At 60.4% G+C, this 17,855-nt stretch carries 15 protein-coding genes; 1 reads left to right on the top strand and 14 read right to left on the bottom strand.

Annotated features, from left to right (window positions below; genetic code table 11):
• Positions 1–104 precede the first annotated feature (104 nt).
• The 12 genes from bcp to ACZCED_RS04360 all read right to left on the bottom strand — a co-directional run bounded on the left by bcp (position 105) and on the right by ACZCED_RS04360 (position 14,202).
• Positions 105–566 (bottom strand): thioredoxin-dependent thiol peroxidase, encoded by a 462-nt coding sequence (bcp, locus tag ACZCED_RS04415; protein WP_464860281.1) that lies wholly within the window; start codon positions 564–566, stop codon positions 105–107.
• On the bottom strand, positions 563–1,927 hold the full coding sequence (locus ACZCED_RS04410) for an inositol-3-phosphate synthase (protein WP_462968253.1): 1,365 nt from the start codon (positions 1,925–1,927) through the stop codon (positions 563–565). Before ACZCED_RS04410 ends, bcp begins: the two co-directional genes overlap by 4 nt.
• Before the next feature lie 81 nt (positions 1,928–2,008).
• The gene (locus ACZCED_RS04405; protein ID WP_462968254.1) at positions 2,009–2,743 is read right to left on the bottom strand and encodes a PIG-L deacetylase family protein; all 735 of its coding nucleotides are present in this window, start codon (positions 2,741–2,743) and stop codon (positions 2,009–2,011) included.
• A gap of 213 nt (positions 2,744–2,956) precedes the next feature.
• Positions 2,957–4,186 (bottom strand): glycosyltransferase, encoded by a 1,230-nt coding sequence (locus tag ACZCED_RS04400; RefSeq protein WP_464860280.1) that lies wholly within the window; start codon positions 4,184–4,186, stop codon positions 2,957–2,959.
• 19 nt (positions 4,187–4,205) lie between these two features.
• Positions 4,206–5,204 (bottom strand): GNAT family N-acetyltransferase, encoded by a 999-nt coding sequence (locus tag ACZCED_RS04395; RefSeq protein ID WP_462968256.1) that lies wholly within the window; start codon positions 5,202–5,204, stop codon positions 4,206–4,208.
• Between the two features lie 47 nt (positions 5,205–5,251).
• Complete coding sequence (locus ACZCED_RS04390; protein WP_464860279.1) at positions 5,252–6,262, bottom strand: Gfo/Idh/MocA family protein; 1,011 nt, start codon at positions 6,260–6,262, stop codon at positions 5,252–5,254.
• The gene (locus ACZCED_RS04385; RefSeq protein WP_464860278.1) at positions 6,252–7,904 is read right to left on the bottom strand and encodes a Gfo/Idh/MocA family oxidoreductase; all 1,653 of its coding nucleotides are present in this window, start codon (positions 7,902–7,904) and stop codon (positions 6,252–6,254) included. Before ACZCED_RS04385 ends, ACZCED_RS04390 begins: the two co-directional genes overlap by 11 nt.
• A 50-nt stretch (positions 7,905–7,954) precedes the next feature.
• Positions 7,955–9,208 (bottom strand): CysS/YqeB C-terminal domain-containing protein, encoded by a 1,254-nt coding sequence (locus tag ACZCED_RS04380; RefSeq protein ID WP_462968259.1) that lies wholly within the window; start codon positions 9,206–9,208, stop codon positions 7,955–7,957.
• 489 nt (positions 9,209–9,697) lie between these two features.
• Positions 9,698–10,420 carry a Type 1 glutamine amidotransferase-like domain-containing protein gene (locus ACZCED_RS04375; RefSeq protein ID WP_464860277.1) on the bottom strand — a complete coding sequence of 241 codons (723 nt, stop codon included), beginning with the start codon at positions 10,418–10,420 and terminating at the stop codon, positions 9,698–9,700.
• Positions 10,421–10,424: 4 nt separating this feature from the next.
• Positions 10,425–11,078 (bottom strand): HAD family hydrolase, encoded by a 654-nt coding sequence (locus ACZCED_RS04370; protein ID WP_462968261.1) that lies wholly within the window; start codon positions 11,076–11,078, stop codon positions 10,425–10,427.
• Between the two features lie 19 nt (positions 11,079–11,097).
• Positions 11,098–12,075 (bottom strand): hypothetical protein, encoded by a 978-nt coding sequence (locus tag ACZCED_RS04365; RefSeq protein ID WP_464860276.1) that lies wholly within the window; start codon positions 12,073–12,075, stop codon positions 11,098–11,100.
• A 111-nt stretch (positions 12,076–12,186) separates the two neighbouring features.
• Entirely contained in the window at positions 12,187–14,202 is a 2,016-nt protein-coding gene (locus ACZCED_RS04360) for a putative DNA modification/repair radical SAM protein (RefSeq protein ID WP_464860275.1), read from the bottom strand.
• A 215-nt stretch (positions 14,203–14,417) separates the two neighbouring features.
• On the opposite strand from ACZCED_RS04360, the gene ACZCED_RS04355 reads away from it, so the two are divergent.
• A complete protein-coding gene (locus tag ACZCED_RS04355; protein WP_462968264.1) occupies positions 14,418–14,939 on the top strand; it encodes a hypothetical protein in 522 nt (173 codons plus the stop codon).
• Positions 14,940–14,947: 8 nt separating this feature from the next.
• On the opposite strand, the gene ACZCED_RS04350 is transcribed toward ACZCED_RS04355, so the two are convergent.
• Together ACZCED_RS04350 and sdhA are read right to left on the bottom strand one after the other, a co-directional pair.
• Positions 14,948–15,673: a succinate dehydrogenase/fumarate reductase iron-sulfur subunit gene (locus ACZCED_RS04350; RefSeq protein WP_462968265.1), complete on the bottom strand. Its 726-nt coding sequence runs from the start codon at positions 15,671–15,673 to the stop codon at positions 14,948–14,950.
• Between the two features lie 16 nt (positions 15,674–15,689).
• Positions 15,690–17,426, bottom strand: coding sequence for a succinate dehydrogenase flavoprotein subunit (gene sdhA / locus ACZCED_RS04345; protein ID WP_462968266.1), 1,737 nt, complete (start codon positions 17,424–17,426; stop codon positions 15,690–15,692).
• Between the last annotated feature and the right edge of the window lie 429 nt (positions 17,427–17,855).

Raw genomic sequence — 17,855 nt, 5'->3', positions numbered from 1 at the left:
GTTGATAAAGCGGCAGACGGTCCTGATTCAAATGGTTTCGTGAAATCGCTGAAATCACTTCTTTCCCCTTCACCCATAAAACCGGCTCGCCAGCCGTTGCTTCGTCATGCCAGCCACTGTTTCAATGTGGGAACCGTGTTTTTAGGGCTGATGCTGTAGCCGGTGGCGCTGATATTACCGGCTTCATCGATTAAAAACGCCGAACGTACGATGCCCATGTATGTCTTGCCGTACAGTTTCTTTTCGCCCCACACGCCATAGGCCTCGGCAATGTGGTGGTCGCTGTCGCTGAGCAGGACAAATCCCAGGTCGTGCTTGTCGTCGAATTTTTTCTGCTGAGCGACCGGGTCCGGGCTGATACCGACAACGTCCACGCCGGCAGCCGCCAGTTCGGGCAGTGCGTCCCGCACCGCCTGGGCCTGGGTCGTTCAGCCGGAGGTGTTGGCTTTGGGGTAGAAAAAGACAAACAGCTTGCGGCCCTTGAAATCGGCCAGATGGACGGTTCTGCCGTGTTGATCCAAGGCGCTGAAGGCCGGGGCCGCATCTCCTGGTTGCAATTGGTTCATTTCGAAAGTCTCCATTTTTTATGGTTTGCATACATTTCCGCATTTCTAACGGTCGTCTGCGCAGCCTGGTTCAGCCTGGCATTCAATCGCTCGCGTTGTTGGAACAGATCGTGCTCTACCTTTACGCCCTCGGGTGTGACCGGGCTTTTGTAATAAAAAGAGAGCCAGTCCTGCGGACCGTGCCAACCGGAGCGTGCCGCCAGGTCCATAAACAAGGCCACATCCAATACCAATGGGGCAGCCAGAATGCTGTCGCGACATAGAAAGTTGATCTTTACCTGCATGGGATAACCGAGCCAGCCGAAAATATCTATATTGTCCCAGCCTTCTTTGTTGTCGCCCCGCGGCGGGTAATAGTTGATTTTGACGCTGTGGTGCAGATCCCCGTATAGATCGGGATATAATTCCGGCTGCAGGATATGCTCCAAAGCGCTCAGTTTGCTGATCTCTTTGGCCTTCAGCGCCTGTGGGTCATCAAGCACCTCGCCGTCCCGATTGCCTAAAATATTGGTGGAAAACCAACCGGCAACCCCCAGCAGGCGCGTTTTGAAAGCAGGTGCCAGAACGGTTTTGATCATCGTCTGGCCGGTCTTGAAATCCTTGCCGCTCAGGGGCACCTCGTGTTGCTGCGCCATGGCCTGCAGGGCGGGAATCTCATCGGTCAAATTGGGGGCGCCGTTGACGAAGGGAAGACCTTCCTGAATTGCCGCATAGGCATAGATCATGCTGGGAGCGATGCCCGGATCGTCGGCTTTCAAACCCGCTTCAAAGCTGCTGACGGATTGGTGCACCGGTCCCGGTTGGGAATAGGATTCGGTGCTGCCGCACCAGATCATGACCATACGCGCAAGGCCGTTGGCGTCTTTGAATGCCTGGATGTCCCTGCGCACTTGATCGGCGAGATCCATTTTGGTGCGTCCCGATTTGGTGTGGCGTCCGTCGAGCCGGTTGACATAACGCCGGTCAAACACCGCCGGCATGGGCCGTATGGCCTGAAGGTCCGATCGGATGCCATCCAGGGTCGGTTGTGCCAGCACCCCGGCATCGACGGCAGCGGTGTACATGTCGTCATCGAAGATGTCCCACCCGCCGAAAAAGAGGTCGTCCAATCGGGCCAGCGGTACTACATCCCGGATTAGGCGGTCGCCCTCGGAAAGGGCGTGGTCCATCGGAAGGATACCCATTTGGGACAGGGCGCCGATCGGTTTGCCCAGGCCACGGCGAATGGCCAGCACACCGCCGATAAAGGTGGTGGCCACGGCCCCCATGCCCGGAATCAGCACCCCCAAGCGGCCTTCAGGCGGCGCGACGGGATTGGGCGTATTCGCGGCGTCTTGTAGTCCTTCGGATCGTTTGCACACGCGTGTATCACCTTTTCTGGGTGTTAATGGAGCGGCGGCCGCAACCGCGGCAACCTCATTGATGGGAATCACCAGGCGGGGCTACATCGGCAGGGCCACCCGATGAAACCCTTCGGCCAGTTCAAACTCAGAACCTAGTGCCATCTCCCGACAGCGCTCTTTTAACCAGTCCACCGGGTCTGAAAACCGGAACTCTTTCATCTGGCTGGCGTGGCAGCGCAGGGCCTTGATTTTACGGTCGAATGTGTCGGTGACATCTGAACGGTAGTCGATGTCTTCGGTCCCCCAGAAGAATACCTCCGCCACCTTGTGGGGTTCCAGGCCGTTTTCGAGAAGATCGGGATAGGCCATGTGGTCCCGGGCATAAGGAAACACGGCATCCATGGCCACCTGGCCGATGATGCGATGGTCCCGGTGCCAAAGATATCGTCGATATGGATCCGAAGTGACCAGTATGCGTGGGCGAAACACCCGCAGCAGGCGAACGACGTCCTTGCGCAGGGCGGGCGTATCCTCCAGGCCCTGATCCGGGTATCCCAGGTATACGATTTCGTGGACGCCGATGGATGTGGCTGCGCACGCCTGCTCGTCACGGCGAATAGCAGCCAGTTTTTCTGGGGTCAGGGTGCGGTCGCTGGTGCCTTTGTCACCATTGGTGGCAATGGCATAAACGATGCGCCGACCCTCGTCGACCCATCGGAGGACCGTTCCGGCAGCCCCGAATTCAGCGTCATCTGGGTGTGCAGAGAGCACCAGGACGTCGCAGGACAGGGGTGTGGGCGCCTCAGGGATCGTGTCGTGAACGATCAGTTTCATGGTTGTCCTTTCATCATCCACCCGGATTGGCCAAAGGTGGACACTGCTTAATGGGTGTATGGTCGATCAACGACGGGTGGAAGGGATCGGCGGCATCGTTGGCATTGCCGGGTTTTGAACATTCCCCGCACCTTGCCGCAGGGAATGTTCTGCCTGACACAGCAGTGCTGCGCTGCATCGTGAGGATAATAAAATCGATTTTCAGTTCGCGGTTCAGTGCAAGCCATGGCCCCCTGCGTCAGTCTTGATGACGGCCTGGTAGGCCACCAGTGCCGCTTCAGCCGCTTGGGTCCAGCTGAAATCTTGCACACTCTGGCGGATCGTGTGAGCAGGCCAGTCCGGCACCCGATCCCTGGCTGCGGCGATACCCGCAGCCAACTCAGCCGGGGACCCCTCGGTGGTGATGATACCGGGGCGTCGCATGCGGGCCAATTCGGCCAGCACACCCACCGGGGTGGAGACCACCGGCCGCCCGCATGCCAGCGCCTCCAAGCCCACCAGCCCGAAGCTTTCATAGTGGGATGCCAGCACAACCATATCCGCCGCCGCGTAGTAAGCCGGCAGGTTGCGGTGGGCCACACTTCCGCAAAAGGTCACCCAATCCTGAACGCCGGCCGACTCGGCAAGCTTTTGCAAACGCCGCTGTTCAGGGTCCCCGTCTCCGTTGCCACCCACCACCATCAGGTGCGGCCGGCGGTCGCTTTCGATGTGTGGCAGCGCATCGATGATCCGCTTCTGTCCCTTCTGGGGCGTCAGTCGCCCAATGGAGAGCATCAGGACGGCATGTGGGTCAATTCCCAGCCGCCGCCGGGCCCTGGCTTTGTCCATGGGCCGAAAGCAGTCTAAATCCACACCTCCGGGAACCATGTATATCCGGGTTGCGTCTGCCCCATAATAATGCATCAGATTGGCCTTTTCACCCTCACAGGGTACCAGCAGACCCTGGCAGTCCAGCACCAGTTTCCGTTCAACCGTCAGGCGTCGGTCAGGTTCGGCACCGCCGATGCCGGTAGCGGCTTTCACGGCCCCCAGGGTGTGAAAGGTGATTGCATGGGGCCGCTGCCATCGTTCCCGGGCCATTCGGCCCACATGGCCGGAAATCCAGTATTGGCTGTGAATCAGATCATAGACGCATGCCTGCCGGTGTCGAAACGCCTCGATGGCGGCCATGGTGTCATCGGCGCATGCATGCAATTCGACTTTAGTCAATGGATGGCCTGGGGCGATGTCGAGAGACACCAGCCGCACATTGGGCGCCAGGCAATCTACCTCAGGGTCGTCCTCATGCCGGCGATGGGTGAAGATATCGACCCGGTGCCCCTTGCGGCCCATCTGACAAGCTAATTCACAAACATAAACACTCATGCCACCGGTGTCCCGGGTACCCAGCACCCCGATGGGGCTTGAATGGATGCTGAGCATGGCGACGGTCAATGGCTTCATCGACATCTGAATTCCCCGTTCAGCCGAATTCCAGCGAGCAGCCGAAAACATCTAACGGTTTTCCACCCAGTCGTTTTTTATATGCTTCCGAGCCCTTGAGGAAATCATACGTCTGCCGGCCGTCGCCGATGCTGGCCTTTATGGTTAGCACCTTGCTCAGCAGGCCGACGCTCAGGGACCGGAACGCCGCATCGTAGCCGTTGTTGTACAGATAGACCGTGGATCGGTCGTCGATGCACAGGGTGGCCGCGATGGGCCGGCCGTCCAGATCCAGGAAGTACAGTTTCAAGAGATCGGCGGCGGCCAGATTTTCTGCCAGGCGCAGGAAAAAGGCGGACATCGTGTCGGACATAAAGGTCGCTTTATCGGCGCGGTTGGCCCGGAAGAGGGTAAAAAAGGTCTGCATGGCCGCCGGCAGTTCCGCCCCATGACCGATCCGGCGCAGGTCCACCCGGCCGGCTTGGTCAAGCCGTCGGAGCTTGCGCCGGATCTCATGGCGCTCCTTGCCGCTCAGGCGCTGGAGGTAGGTCTCCCAGCTGTCTGGCAGAGCCATGGCAAACAAGTGGGCCTGGTGATCGCAGCGAACCCGGGCACCCCAGGCTTCAGCCATGGGCATCAGGTGCGTCATCACCGCCGAATCCTGGCGAACCGGCGAAAGGACCAGACGCCGGACGCCGTCCCGTGCCAGGCCGTCGAGCAGGTGCCGACAAAATGCCTTGGCATGCAGCTGGGCTACCACCACATCCAGATGATCGCACACATCCGCGTCTCCGATCAGGCGGACCTCGCGTCCCTTGCGCATGAGCGGGGCGATGCCTGCCAGCTGTCCCTGACAGTGGCCGGATAAGACATATGGCGACCAGCCACCGTCAGCCAAAGGCCACCAGGCGCTCAGCCACGGCGGCAGAACGAAGGGACAGCGCCATGTCAAAGCATGCTCACCGCCCTGCCAATAGGCTGCCACGCTCTCCAGGGTCTCGTTCTGCAGCTCGCTGCACGGCGTTGCTGCATTTCGCATGGGATCGTTTCCACTTTCCAACCCTCGCAGCTGCCGTGGGTTGCCGGTTACACGATTTCGCATCGGCCGCTCCGTGCGGCCCGGGACAGGGCGTCCAGTACCCGCATGTTGGCAACGCTCTCTTCAGGTGGATAGGCCAGTGCCGAGCGACCCAGCGCGGCATCGGCAAAATGCTCCACCATCAGCTGGTACTGGTCAGCGCCAGCGACCGAATGCCGGGTGCCGGTCTCTTCATCACGGCCGCGCAGCACGAACCCAGCGTCCTTTTCCCAGGGGATGAACGCATCGTGGGGCAGGTCGATGGCACCGCGATCTCCCACCACGCTGTAGGTCTGCTGCAGGGCGGTGATAAAACTGGCTTCGACCACGGCCAAACGCTGTGGACCGAAATAGAGGCTGCCGACCAGGTGCCAGTCAACGCCGGAAGGGTGACATGAGGCCTGGGACTGGACGCGCATTGGCTCGGCGTTCATCAGCCAGCGGGCCACGCTGACACCGTAGCAGCCCACGTCCAGCAGCGCGCCGCCGCCCATCTCCGGTTGCAGGCGGGCGTTGACGCCGCTTTGCAGGACATCCGCGCCCATGTGGTAGCAAAAAGCCGCCCGTACGATGCGGGCTGCACCGATCTCGCCCTGCTCGACCATCTGTTTGATGCGCCGGCTGCGGGGATGAAAGCGGTACATGAAGGCCTCCATGAGCAGCCGGTCGGCCTTGCGGGCGGCAGCGGCCATCGATTCAGCTTCCAAGGCGTTGCAGGCAATCGGTTTTTCACACAGCACGTGTTTGCCGACCGCCAGCGCGTTGATTGTCCAGGGGCGATGCAGGTGATTGGGCAGCGGAATATACACGGCGGTTACCGCAGGATCGTCGAGCAGCGCCTGATAGCTCCCGTAAAGGTTGGGGATACCGTGCTGCCCGGCCACGTCACGCGCTTTTTCCGGCGAGCGGCTGGCCAGTGCCCGCACGCAGCCGTTGCGCGATTTCTGGATGGCGCCGATGACGCATTTGCGGGCGATGGTGGCGTTGCCCATAATTCCCCATTGGATCTCAGATGCCATCGAGCGCCTCCAGGGTGCCTCCCTGCTGCATGGAGCGGGAGGCCGCTTCTAAAATGGCCACCACTTGGACGGAATCGGCCAGCGGGGCGGTAATCGGTTCGCCCAGCAGGAGATGGTCGGCCAGGTTGCGGTGGAAGCAATAGGGCTCACGCTCGGCCACGGTCGGGGTGATGCGAATGATCTCACCCTCGGCCCGACGGTGAAAAACAGCCAGCTCCGGTGCCATCTCGGTGGCCGGAATCTCGTGGCGACGATAATGGTGGTCCGCATCGATGGTGTAGGTCTGCACATCCTGCCAGTGGCCGGTGATCGCCCCCCGGGTGCCCAGCAGATACCATTTCGGTTTGCGGGCTGCTGCGATGTCGGAATGCATGAATTCCGCCTCGATGCCGCCTTCAAAGCGAATTTGAATGCGCTCCTGGTCGGCATTGGTCACATCCCGCCAGACCCGTTTGTGGCGCGTGCCGATCACCGCCGTAATCGGTCGCCGGATCAGGCTGACGATCCAGTCCAGATAGTGGGCGCCCCAGTCATAGCTGGTGCCGCCGGAGACGGAAACGTGCGAATGCCAGTACCCGCAGGGGTGGTGATAGCCGCCAACGAAGGTTTCCAGGTAGAACAGTTCGCCGATGAGCCCTCGTTTCAGGCTCTCTTTGATCGTGAGGTAATCCGGGTCCCAGCGGCGGTTCTGGTGACAGCTCAAATGGACCTGGTGCTGCTGGGCCAGGTTCTGCAGGGCATCGGTCTCCCGGCGGTCGAGGGCCAGCGGTTTTTCACAGACCACGTGTTTGCCGGCCGCCATCATCTGCAGGCAGTTGTCGGCGTGGATATTGGGGGGCGTGGCCACAATGACCAGATCGATTCCGTCAGCCGCGGCCAGCGCGCCGGCCGTGGGCAGAATCCGGATACCCGGGAAATCCTTGCGCGCCTGATGGCACCGCACCGGATTCAGGTCGCACACGGCGCGCAGTTCCAGCCCCGCGGTATCGCCAATACCCAGGCCGTGCAGCCGTCCCACGGAGGGCGCATAGCCCAAAATACCAACACCTATTAAATCCGGCGTGATCGGTCGGCCGGCGAGATTGACGAGCAGGCGGTAGCAGATTTGCTGCACCACAGGATGGTCAAGGGCCTGCAGGGTGGTACATGCCACCTGGCCCCGGCCCACCGGCCGCTGGGTGAGCACCGGGGTGTGCGCATAGTGCCAGTCGGCATAGAGCAGGGTTTCGGTATCATCAGCGGTGGGCGTCAGCACCTGGTAACGCCCGGTCAGGTAGAGCGCATCCGGCAGCCGGGCGCCCAAGGGGTGATCGGTCCTTTCAAACAGCACGCGCAATTCAGCCTCTGGTCCGGGCGGCTCGACGGCGACGCCCAGCAGAGTCGGCAGGGGACCGGTCGATGCATCGGCGACGACCAGCCAACCACCGCCCGCATGGACAAAATCTTCCAATTCCCGCCCGGCGGCACCTGCCGCATCCCCCAGCGTGATCACGACGTCGTGATCGTTCAGATTCTCGGGTAAAACCGATTCAACATCCACACGGACGTGGGGGATCGCGTCAAGATAGGCAACCAGCGGCGCCGGCCCGGATGGCGATGCCTGCATGACGAACAGCAGGGATAGCTGGGGGTGTTGCTTCATGGTTATCGATTCCTCGGTGAATGGGTGGCCGCTGTCAGGCGTTGCATCGACTATGGCGATATCAGATGCCAGCGATGGCCGCCCGCGGTGTCTTCCACCTGGATGCCGATGGCGCTCAGGGCGGTACGCAGCATGTCGGCCGCCTCCCATTGCGCTTCCCGGCGCAGCTTCTGGCGCAGACCCAGCAGCGCTTCCACCAGGGGGGCCAGGCGCTCCTCCCGAAGCTTGGGTGAGGCGGCCATCTGGTTTCCCAAAAGAACGATCATATCCCGTAATGTGTCGCGGGCCTGGGCGACGACCGCCTCATCCTCCAGCCCCTGCTGGGCTCGCCAGACGATGCGGTCGAACGCCAAGAGTGCGTTGGTCGCGGCGCGCGCGTCCCCTTGATCGAGGCCGGCCTGAAAACGGGCTTCCAGGTCGTGTGCGCGCTGCCAGAAGGATTGATCGGCATCCGTCAGCAATGGCACGGATTCCGATTCGGGTGGTTCAACGTTCCGATTGGGTGTGATCAACCCTTCCCGTATCACCGACAGGGCAAACCGGTCGCCGCTCTTGACCGTCATCGCGCCGTCGGGGGTTCGCAAGGTGATGCCGCCGATGCCCTTGACCTCGGCCTGATCGGTGGCCAGGTCCAGGATGCAGGCGGTATGTTCGTCCAGACCCAGTATGGTAAGTCCTTGCGGCAGCATGACCGCCATGGCATCGAACCGCGTAGCGCCCATAAAGCAAAACCGCGTGTCGTGGTTGCCGCCTTCGGCGTTGTTCCAATGGGGCACCACCACCAGGTTCAGGCCGAAGCGGCCCAACAGGTCCAGGCCGTCGATCCAGTGCGGATCCTGGCCGACCTTGTAGATTTCGTATACCGGCAGGGTGAAGCGCCCCATGGTCAGGGCGGCGGCGCTGGCGGCCACCAGGCATCCACCCGTGATTACGCAGTCAGCGAGCAGATCGGGTACGGGCGATTGCCGCCATTGCCGCAAGGCATAGGTCGGGCTGCCCGGCCCGATGAGAACAAAGTCGGCCTGGCGCAACACGCGGTTGGCCTGAAGGTGGTCATAGTCCCTGGTGGGCGTGTTAGCCTTGAACGAAGCCACGGTCAAGGGGTGGCGGACACGGGTCTGAAAATAGTCGGCCGCCCGGGCCGATATCTGGTCCACGTTGAGTTGAAAACCGGCTGGGGTATCCAGAAATACGGCCCGGGGTGTTCCCGGCAACTGCTGCAGGAGGCCCTTGTGCACTTCCACCATGGTGGCCGTCAGTTCACCGGAACCCATGAGAACAATTTTTCCATGAGGCTTTGCCATGGGGCCTTTCATGATTGAGCAGGGCAGTGGGAGTGCGTTAGGGTGATCGCCATGGCCGGGTCCGATAGGTCATCGGTTGGCAGGACCATGCCGTTGATTCCGGATAGGCTTTGAAAAGTATAGAGGATTTCGGAATGCAAGTCAAAGGCCGACCCGATCTCGACTGTCCTGGGCAGTTCCGCTCAGGGGGGGTGGCCGGTTTTCTCACAGTGGCGTGGCGCGGCAGTTGCGTCAACCCCATCGTTGCAAAAGCCGGAGGGGTTCAGAGCCAAGGCGCCAAGGGTGAAGCCGTAGTAATTTACTGCGACCCCTTGGCAACGAAGGACTTGGGCGCCTCCGGCTTTCCCGATAGGGTAAAAAATGAAAAAATTATCGTTTCCTCTTGGATTGCCCATTTGGTAATACCCAGAGCTTGAGGAGAAATAATAGATTTATATATCATTTCAAATAGTAACGATATTTTTTACATTTATTTATGCAACAATGGGGTCAACCATCCAAACGGAATGTCTGGCCGGGGCCAAAGACCGCCACCTGGTCTTTCCGGTAAACGGTCACCTGCCCTTTGCCGTAAACCTGCCAGTGGTTTCGGGCGCAGCGGGTAAGGGCACCGGTTTCCTCATCGATTCCCATCAGCAGGCTATTCGGCCGCGCATGTTGAAGAACGGGCACCCAGCGCCGGCCAATAGTCTCGTGATGGGGAATGACACAGGTGCGTGCGAGCAGTCCCAGGCCGGGGAAGACACCATCGCCCGCCGGATCGTAATAATCGCTGCAGAGCACCATGGCACCGGCACTGCTGCCGGCAATCACCGCGCCGGATCCATGCGCCTGCAGCACGGCATGCCAGCTGCGGCTGCCCTGCAGGCTAAGTGCCAGGTGAGCGGGAAACCCGCCCAGCAGGTAGATCAGCCGGGCCTCGAGCAGGCGGTCGGCAATGGCGGGGTCATCGGCCGAAATCCGGTCGACCAGGGGCAAGCTTTCGACCTGCAAGGCGCCTAATTGTCGAAACCAGCGCACCGCGTTCTTCCCGGCCCGTTCGGCATTGTGGTCCGGTGCCGCTGCGGCCGGTATGATGGCGACCAGTGCGCTTGGACCACCTGCTTCAGCCAGGGCTTGGCGGTCGGGGTCCGCCATCCCGCCACCGAACTCCGCACCGCCTTCCAGGAGGAGGGCTCCGGGCATGTTTTTCGCGATCGTCTGATTCGCCATGGGCTTAACCTTCATACGAGGTCTCGATGGTGCCCGGTGGCAGATGAACTGACTGGCTCTCACCCAAAAGGGTATCCAGATCCCTTTCGAGACGGTGGGCATCGCTGAAGACAATCCCGTGAATGCCCAACATTCGCGCGGCCTTCACGTGCCCCGCGGTATCGTCGATAAAAACGGCTTCGGCCGGCCGTGCCCCCAGGCGGTCGAGGGTGACGTGGTATACCGCTGGATCGGGTTTGACCCGGCCTTCGTCACCGGAACAATAGATCACGTCGAAAAGATCTCGAATACCCCAGTCGCTCAGCCATTGATCCAGGCCCGGCGGATGATTGGAAAGCACCGCCAAGTGGTAAGTGCCGTGAAGCCGCTGGATCAGGCGCAGGACCTCCGGGTTGACGGATTCGTCACCGTAATAGCGGCGCTGAAAGGCGTCGATCTGCCGTTGCCTGGTCAGGCCCAGGGACGGGCCGATGGCACGCCAGTAGGCCTGCATGGTCAGTTGACCGATCAGGGCGTCCTGCCAGGCCGGGCCGTCGAACATGATCCGGTTGATGCTGCCCCTGGCGATCCCCAGATCCCGTTCGTATGCGCGAAAGCAGGCCGCCGGACGCGGGGTCGAGATAACCAGCCCGAAATCGAATATCATCGCTTGGATCATCGCGGCATGTCCCCTGTGTTCATGGATGGCCTATCTGAACGCCCGAAAGGCCCAGGTAGTGCCGCACCATCTCACGGGCCGTTGTCGTGGACGCCCGTCGGATCGGCGGGTACAGGCGGCCACAGTCCGCCAGGGTGAGTCGGGCCGTAATGGCACTCACTTCCAGTTCATCACGGGTGTGCGGATAGGGTTCGTCGGCGTCGATCATCTCTTCCTTGGCGATCAGTTTACTGTAGATCAGTGCACGCGCCGCGAGAAGATCTTCCTCCTGAAATCGACGCTGCGGGTGAAAGCGGTAATGCAGGGTCAGCAGGTCTCCGGGGCCATAGAGGTGACTGCGATAACCCATGGATCGCACGGCATCGGTCATGAGAAAATGCACACGAATGGGATAGCCTGTCGGCAGCTGTCGCTTGAGCTCCTGCCACAGGGGAAAGTGGATCAGTCCGGCCTCGATATAGGTGTGGCCGTGGGCGGCGATGACGTCGGCGATGGCCGCTGCCCGCATCCGGTCCCGCAAAGCAAATCGCTGTGCATCGGTGCGGGCGAACCGCTTGACCGCCTCAATGGTGGCTGCCAGCGGTCCGCCGGTCGATACGCTGTAAAAGTCGATCAATGCGGCGGTGGCCTCCCGTTCGGCCAGGTAGACCCGGTGCAGGGTCGTGCCGGTCGGCAGGTCCGATGGGCCGTCCCCGCCGGCGAACCGCTCGTGAATGGCCAGCAGATGGTCGATAAAGGGCTCGATCTGATAGAGCCGGGTGCCGGCCCGGTGGCATTCGCGCAGGACCTCGGACATGCGGCGGCTGAATTCAGGATACTCCAGGTCCTGGGTCTCGAGGTAGGTGTCGATGGGCACCTGCCCGTTTAGCATGGACATGAATTGAGAGTCGGGCGGTTCTTCGAGAATCACCGCATCGTGGCGAGCCATCAGCCGTTGTGCCGCTGGGATCGTTTCCGGGCGGTGGTTGGCAAGCACGAGGGTGGCTCGAGAGGTCATCGCTGCTATCCGATTCGACTGGATCGGCGGCCGACATGCCGATGTCCCAGAGGATATTCGAGGTTACCGGGTATAGCTATGGCCGACAGCTAAGTGCGGGTCGGGTGTGTTTTATCGGCCATGCGTCTGGTGCAACCTCAGGGGCTGTTTTTCCGTTAGATACTGCCAATACCGGCGCGGCAGCTTGCTCAGGTGCAGCCTGGGATTGTTGCGCGCCTGCACGTTGGCGGCCACATAATAGTTCTGCCACAAGGTTTGGCATAACTGTTCATGGTCGTTTCGACAGGAGGCCGTCAGGGCGGCGACATCCATCTGCAGCGCCTGCGTGTGGCGGCCGTCATAGGCGAGCCCGTAGTTTCTTCGCGTGTCGTAAATAATCCAGCGCTGGTCGGCAAAACGCGATTCGAAATGTCGACGAACCAGCGGCAACACATCGTAGCGGGGGGCCACCAGGGCCAGGTAGCCATCTTCGCCGGTCTGTTCGAACCGAATCAAGCCCTTCATGCGATGCGCCTCGAGGCGTACCTGACGACTGAGTTTATCGATGTGGATGAAGGTGGACAGATGGGTCGTTCCGGTTCGGCCGCCGCGGGTGGCGATGGCATCTGCAACCAGCCGGTAAATCATGGTTTCAACCCCGGCGTGGCCCGACAGGAACGCGTCGAGCAACTTGCGGCGGCGCTTGGCGCCCAGATGTTTCTTCAGCCCCTTCCACACCCGATCAGCGATGACCGGGTCTGTGTTGATGGTCACGGGTTGTTCAAACAGCCCCCTCTGGCCGCGGCCGGTAGGTTCAATGGCATCCGGAAGGACCGGTTCTGTGTATGCTTTATAGATCGCGCTGAGCAACCCCTCGAAGCTGCCGTCGGTTTCAAATACCCGGCGACCGGCGCTGGTTGAGGACGCCTCGGTATCACCTGGAGGTGATGCCATGGTTTTGGTTTGGGGGGGAAGGCTTGCCGCGGCGACCGGCCATTGTCGTGCCGGTAAACCATCGCAGCGGATGTACGGCCGGGCCCTGGTAACGATTGCCCCCAGCTGCCGCAGATGCTCGAATCGAAGGCGTCCCTTTTGTCGCAGGTGGACGATTCGATTGGCCGACTTCAATCCGATGCCCGGCACCTTGAGAATCATTTCACGGTCGGCGGTGTTGATGTCGACCGGAAACCGTTCCGGATGCCTCAGGGCGAAGGCCTGTTTGGGATCGATCGTCAGATCGAGCCAGGGGGAGCCGCTGTCAATCACCTCGTCGATGGAAAAGCCATACAGCCGCATCAGCCAATCGGCCTGGTAGAGTCGGTTCTCGCGCCGCAGCGGCGGTTCAACCAGATCCGGCAGTGGACTGCGTGACCCACCCACCGGCACGTAAGCCGAATAATAGACCCGCTTGAGGGTCTGTTGCCGGTAGAGTCCATCGGCCAGGTTCAGTATCTCATAGTCGGACTCCGGACTGGCGCCGACGATCAACTGGGTGCTCTGTCCGGCGGGCGCAAAGGCCGGCACATGCCGCAGGCGCTTGCGGTCCGCCCGTGTCTCGGCGATCGTTTCACGAATCACTCCCATGGGGGTCAGCACGGAAGCGTAAGTTTTATCCTGTGCCAGGCGCATCAAGCTGGCTTCGGAGGGCAATTCGATATTGACGCTCAGCCGGTCGGCATGCTGCCCGGCCTGTTGAATCAATCGCCGGCTGGCGAATGGGACGCACTTTAAGTGAATGTATCCGTTGAACCCCTGACTACGAAGCATCTGAACGGTTCGAACCAGCCGCTCCATGGTGTCGTCGGGGCTGCGTATGACCCCCGAACTCAAAAAGAGGCCCTCGATGTAATTGCGCCGATAGAAGTCGATGGTCAAAGAGACGATCTCGCGAGTCGTGAAAGCCGCCCGGGGGATATCGTTGCTGCAGCGGTTGACGCAATAGGCGCAGTCATAGATGCACACATTGGTCAGGAGTATTTTCAGCAGCGACACGCATCGACCGTCTTCGGTGTAGGTGTGGCAGATGCCCGAGGGGGCGCTGTTGCCCAGCCGCCGGCCACTGTTCTTCCTACGGCTGCCGCTGGATGCGCAGGAAACATCGTATTTGGCCGCATCGGCCAGTATGGTCAGCTTGTCTTCAATGTCCATGCAAAACACCCCTTGGCGTCATCTGAAGCCGATCACGATAATAGCTACCCATGTGAGCCAATTGATGCATGGCGACAGGGTTTGCATCCCTCTGGCGTTTCGGTTCGAAACGATGGTGGATGGTGACCGCCTCTTGAAAATAAGTCAATACTTCGTATACTAATGGTTTCCAGTTATCGATGGCTGCTGTCAACTTAACCGGAAGGGAGGTCGATATGGTCGAATTGAAAACACTCAAACCGGAAGCGGTTCCATCCGCGCTGGAAATGGCCAAACGCTATCGTCTGCTCAATGAACCGGACGGGGCGGAAAGTATCTGCCTGGACATTCTGGCCGTCACCCCCGACCATCAGGAAGCCCTGATCCTGCTTCTGCTGGCATTGACCGACAAGTTTTCCAGAAGTGGGCTCAATCCCTCCTTTGAACAAGCCCGGGACCTGGTAGCGCGGCTGGACTCGGCCTACTGCAAAGCCTATTACACCGGTATCATTTACGAAAGGCGGGCCAAATGTCATTTCAATCAGGGGGGGCCCGGTTCAGGCACCGTGGCTTATGACTGGTTCGTCAAAGCCATGAAGTGTTATGGCGAAGCGCTGGCCGGCTGCGATCCGCACAACCAGGATGCCGTCCTGCGCTGGAACGCCTGTGCCCGGTTCATCAACAGCCACCCCGAGGCCAAGGGGGATGACGCCGATCACCCCGAAATGCTGCTGGACTCTTTCGATACGCCTCACTGAGCACCTTGTCACTTGTCGGCCTTTTTCTCCTTGTGTTTCTCGATCATTCGCTTGGTCTGGTTGATCCGTTTGGTGATCAGGATGGAACGCGGGCATGATTGCGTGCATTTGAAATGGTTCTGGCAGGGCCACACGCCATCGGCTTGATCCAGCACGGCCAGACGATCTTCGAATCCACGGTCACGCGTGTCGGCGTTAAAGCGGTAAGCCTGGGAGACGGCCGCCGGCCCGATAAAATTGGGATTTTCTTCCAGAACCGGACAAGCCGAGTAACACGACGCGCACAGGATGCAGTTGGTGGTGTCGTCGAATTGCATGCGTTCATCCTGGGACTGGATCCGTTCTTTCTCCGGCACGGCTTCGTCATTGATCAAAAAAGGCTTGACCGCCCGGTATTTTTTGAAAAACTCGGCCTGGTCGACGATCAGATCGCGCTGAACCGGCAGGTAGCGGAGCGGTTCCAGCGTGACGGTGTCACCATCCTTTTTGGCCACCTCCTTGACCAGGGTCTTGCAGGCCAGGCCATCCCTGCCGTTGATGCGCATGGCATCCGACCCGCAGACGCCGTGGGCGCAGCTCTTGCGAAATCCCAGGCTGCCGTCCTGAAATCGTTTGACCTGCATCAAGGCGTCCAGCAGCCGCTGATTGGGATCCATCGCCACCTTGAATTCCTGAAAATAAGGGGCGTCGTCGATGTCGGGGTTGTAACGCTGGATGTTGAGGATAATGTTCATGCTCGGCTCCTTGGGTTCAATACGTGCGCGGTTTGGGTTCCCATATGGATGTGTCTACCGCTTTGTAGTCAAGCCTGACCGTATCGTCTTCCAGATAGGCCAGGGAGTGTTTGAGCCAGTTGTTGTCGTCTCTTTCCGAAAAATCCTCCCGGCTGTGGGCTCCGCGGCTCTCCCGGCGAGCCAGGGCCGCCGCTGCGGTCAGCAGCGACAGGTCCAGCAGGTTCCCCAGTTCGATGATTTCGAGCAGGTCGGTGTTGAACGGCTTGGCGGTGTCCTGCACGCGCACGGAGCGGTAGCGCTGCCGCAGGGTCTGAATCTCATCCACGGCCGCCTGCATGTCCTTCTCCTTGCGATAAATCCCCACCTTTTCCATCATGGTGGTCTGCATTTCGTCCGTGATGTGCCCACCGTGAGGCCCGGATGAGCCGTCGGTCAGGCGATCGATGAAGGCACGCGCCTCGTCGGCGGCACTTGCGTCAGGCCGGGGCATGTCGGCCTGTTTGACATAGCCGCCGATGTGTTGCCCGGCCCGCCGGCCGAACACCACCAGGTCGAGCAGGCTGTTGGTCCCCAGCCGGTTGGCCCCGTGAACGGAAACGCATGCACATTCCCCGGCCGCATAGAGTCCGTCGACGATGGTTCCGGCAGCGTCCATGATCACCCGCCCGTGCACATCCGTGGGGATGCCGCCCATGGCATAATGCGCCGTGGGCAGCACCGGGATGGGCGTTTCGGCCGGATCGATGCCCAGGTAAGTGTTGCAGAAGCCGGTGATGTCGGGCAGTTTGCTGGACAAGACCGACTTGCCCAGGTGCGTGGCGTCCAGATGGACGTAGTCATCGATCCGGCGATCCCCGCGGATCCCCTGGCCGTCACGGATCTCGGTCAGTATGGAACGGGCGACGATGTCCCGGGGGGCAAGATCCAGCAGTGTCGGGGAGTAGCGCTGCATGAAGCGCTCCCCGTCCCGATTGCGCAGGATGCCGCCTTCGCCGCGCACCGCTTCGGAAATCAGGATGCCCAACCCCATGATGCCGGTGGGGTGAAACTGGAAGAACTCCATGTCCTCCAAAGGAATCCCACGCCGCGCGCATACCGCCGGGCCGTCACCGGTGTTGGCGAAGGCATTGGAGGTGATCTTGAAAATGCGCCCAAACCCGCCGGTGGCGAACAGGACAGCCTTGGCGGCGAAGACATGCAGCTCTCCGGTGGCCAGTTCCACGGCCACGACACCCTGGGCGGTGGTCCCGTCCAGGAGCAGATCCACGACCTGGAACTCGTCGAAAAAAGCCACCTCGTTTTTGATGCACTGCTGATAGAGGGTCTGCAGGATCATGTGACCCGTGCGATCGGCGGCATAGCAGGCCCGGCGAACAGGGCCTTCGCCAAAATTGCGCGTGTGCCCGCCGAAGCGGCGCTGATCGATGCGTCCCTCGGGTGTGCGGTTAAAAGGCAGGCCACGATTTTCCAGATCATAGACTGCCTGGACAGCCTCTTCGGTAAGTATCTTGGCGGCCTGCTGATCGACGAGGTAGTCACCCCCCTTTACCGTGTCGAAAGCGTGCCATTCGGGGTTGTCCTCCTCCACATTGCCCAAGGCGGCGCTGATGCCGCCCTGGGCCGCACCGGTATGGCTGCGGATCGGGTAAAGCTTGGAGAGAACCGCTGTTTTCGAATGCTGACTGGCCTCCAGTGCGGCGTAGAGTCCGGCGCCGCCGGAACCGACAATCACCGTGTCGAATTGATGGATCACGGACACCTCCTTTTGGTTTGTCTCGGTTTCAATCCGTTTGCCGGGCACCTGAATATCTCAGGGGGTACCCGATCCATTGTATTGATGGCAGCAGCCCAGGAGCATTACGCACCAATGGTGTCACAGGGATAGTTGGTAACTCAGGTATTTAACGGATCATTTGTGAGACATCCACCAACTATCCGATGGATCTCGGACGCTCAAACACCTAAAGGCGCTGCCGACCGCTCGCGTTGGAGAAACAGGGAGAAGATAGTGAAGGAAGCGGTCACATGTGAATCGTCTCATGACCCGGGTAGCCGCCAGCATGCACCGGCAGGTCTCAAACCGACATCGTACATTAAAACAATTTCAGTGCCCTCAGACAAGTCCTTTTTAGCCGAATAGGGACGGACAGCTGCTGTATATTACACGTCCAACAGCCTCGAC

Source organism: Desulfosarcina sp. (assembly GCF_055467485.1).
Note: the sequence above shows the minus strand (reverse complement) of the source record. Positions and strands in the feature narration are given on the sequence as shown.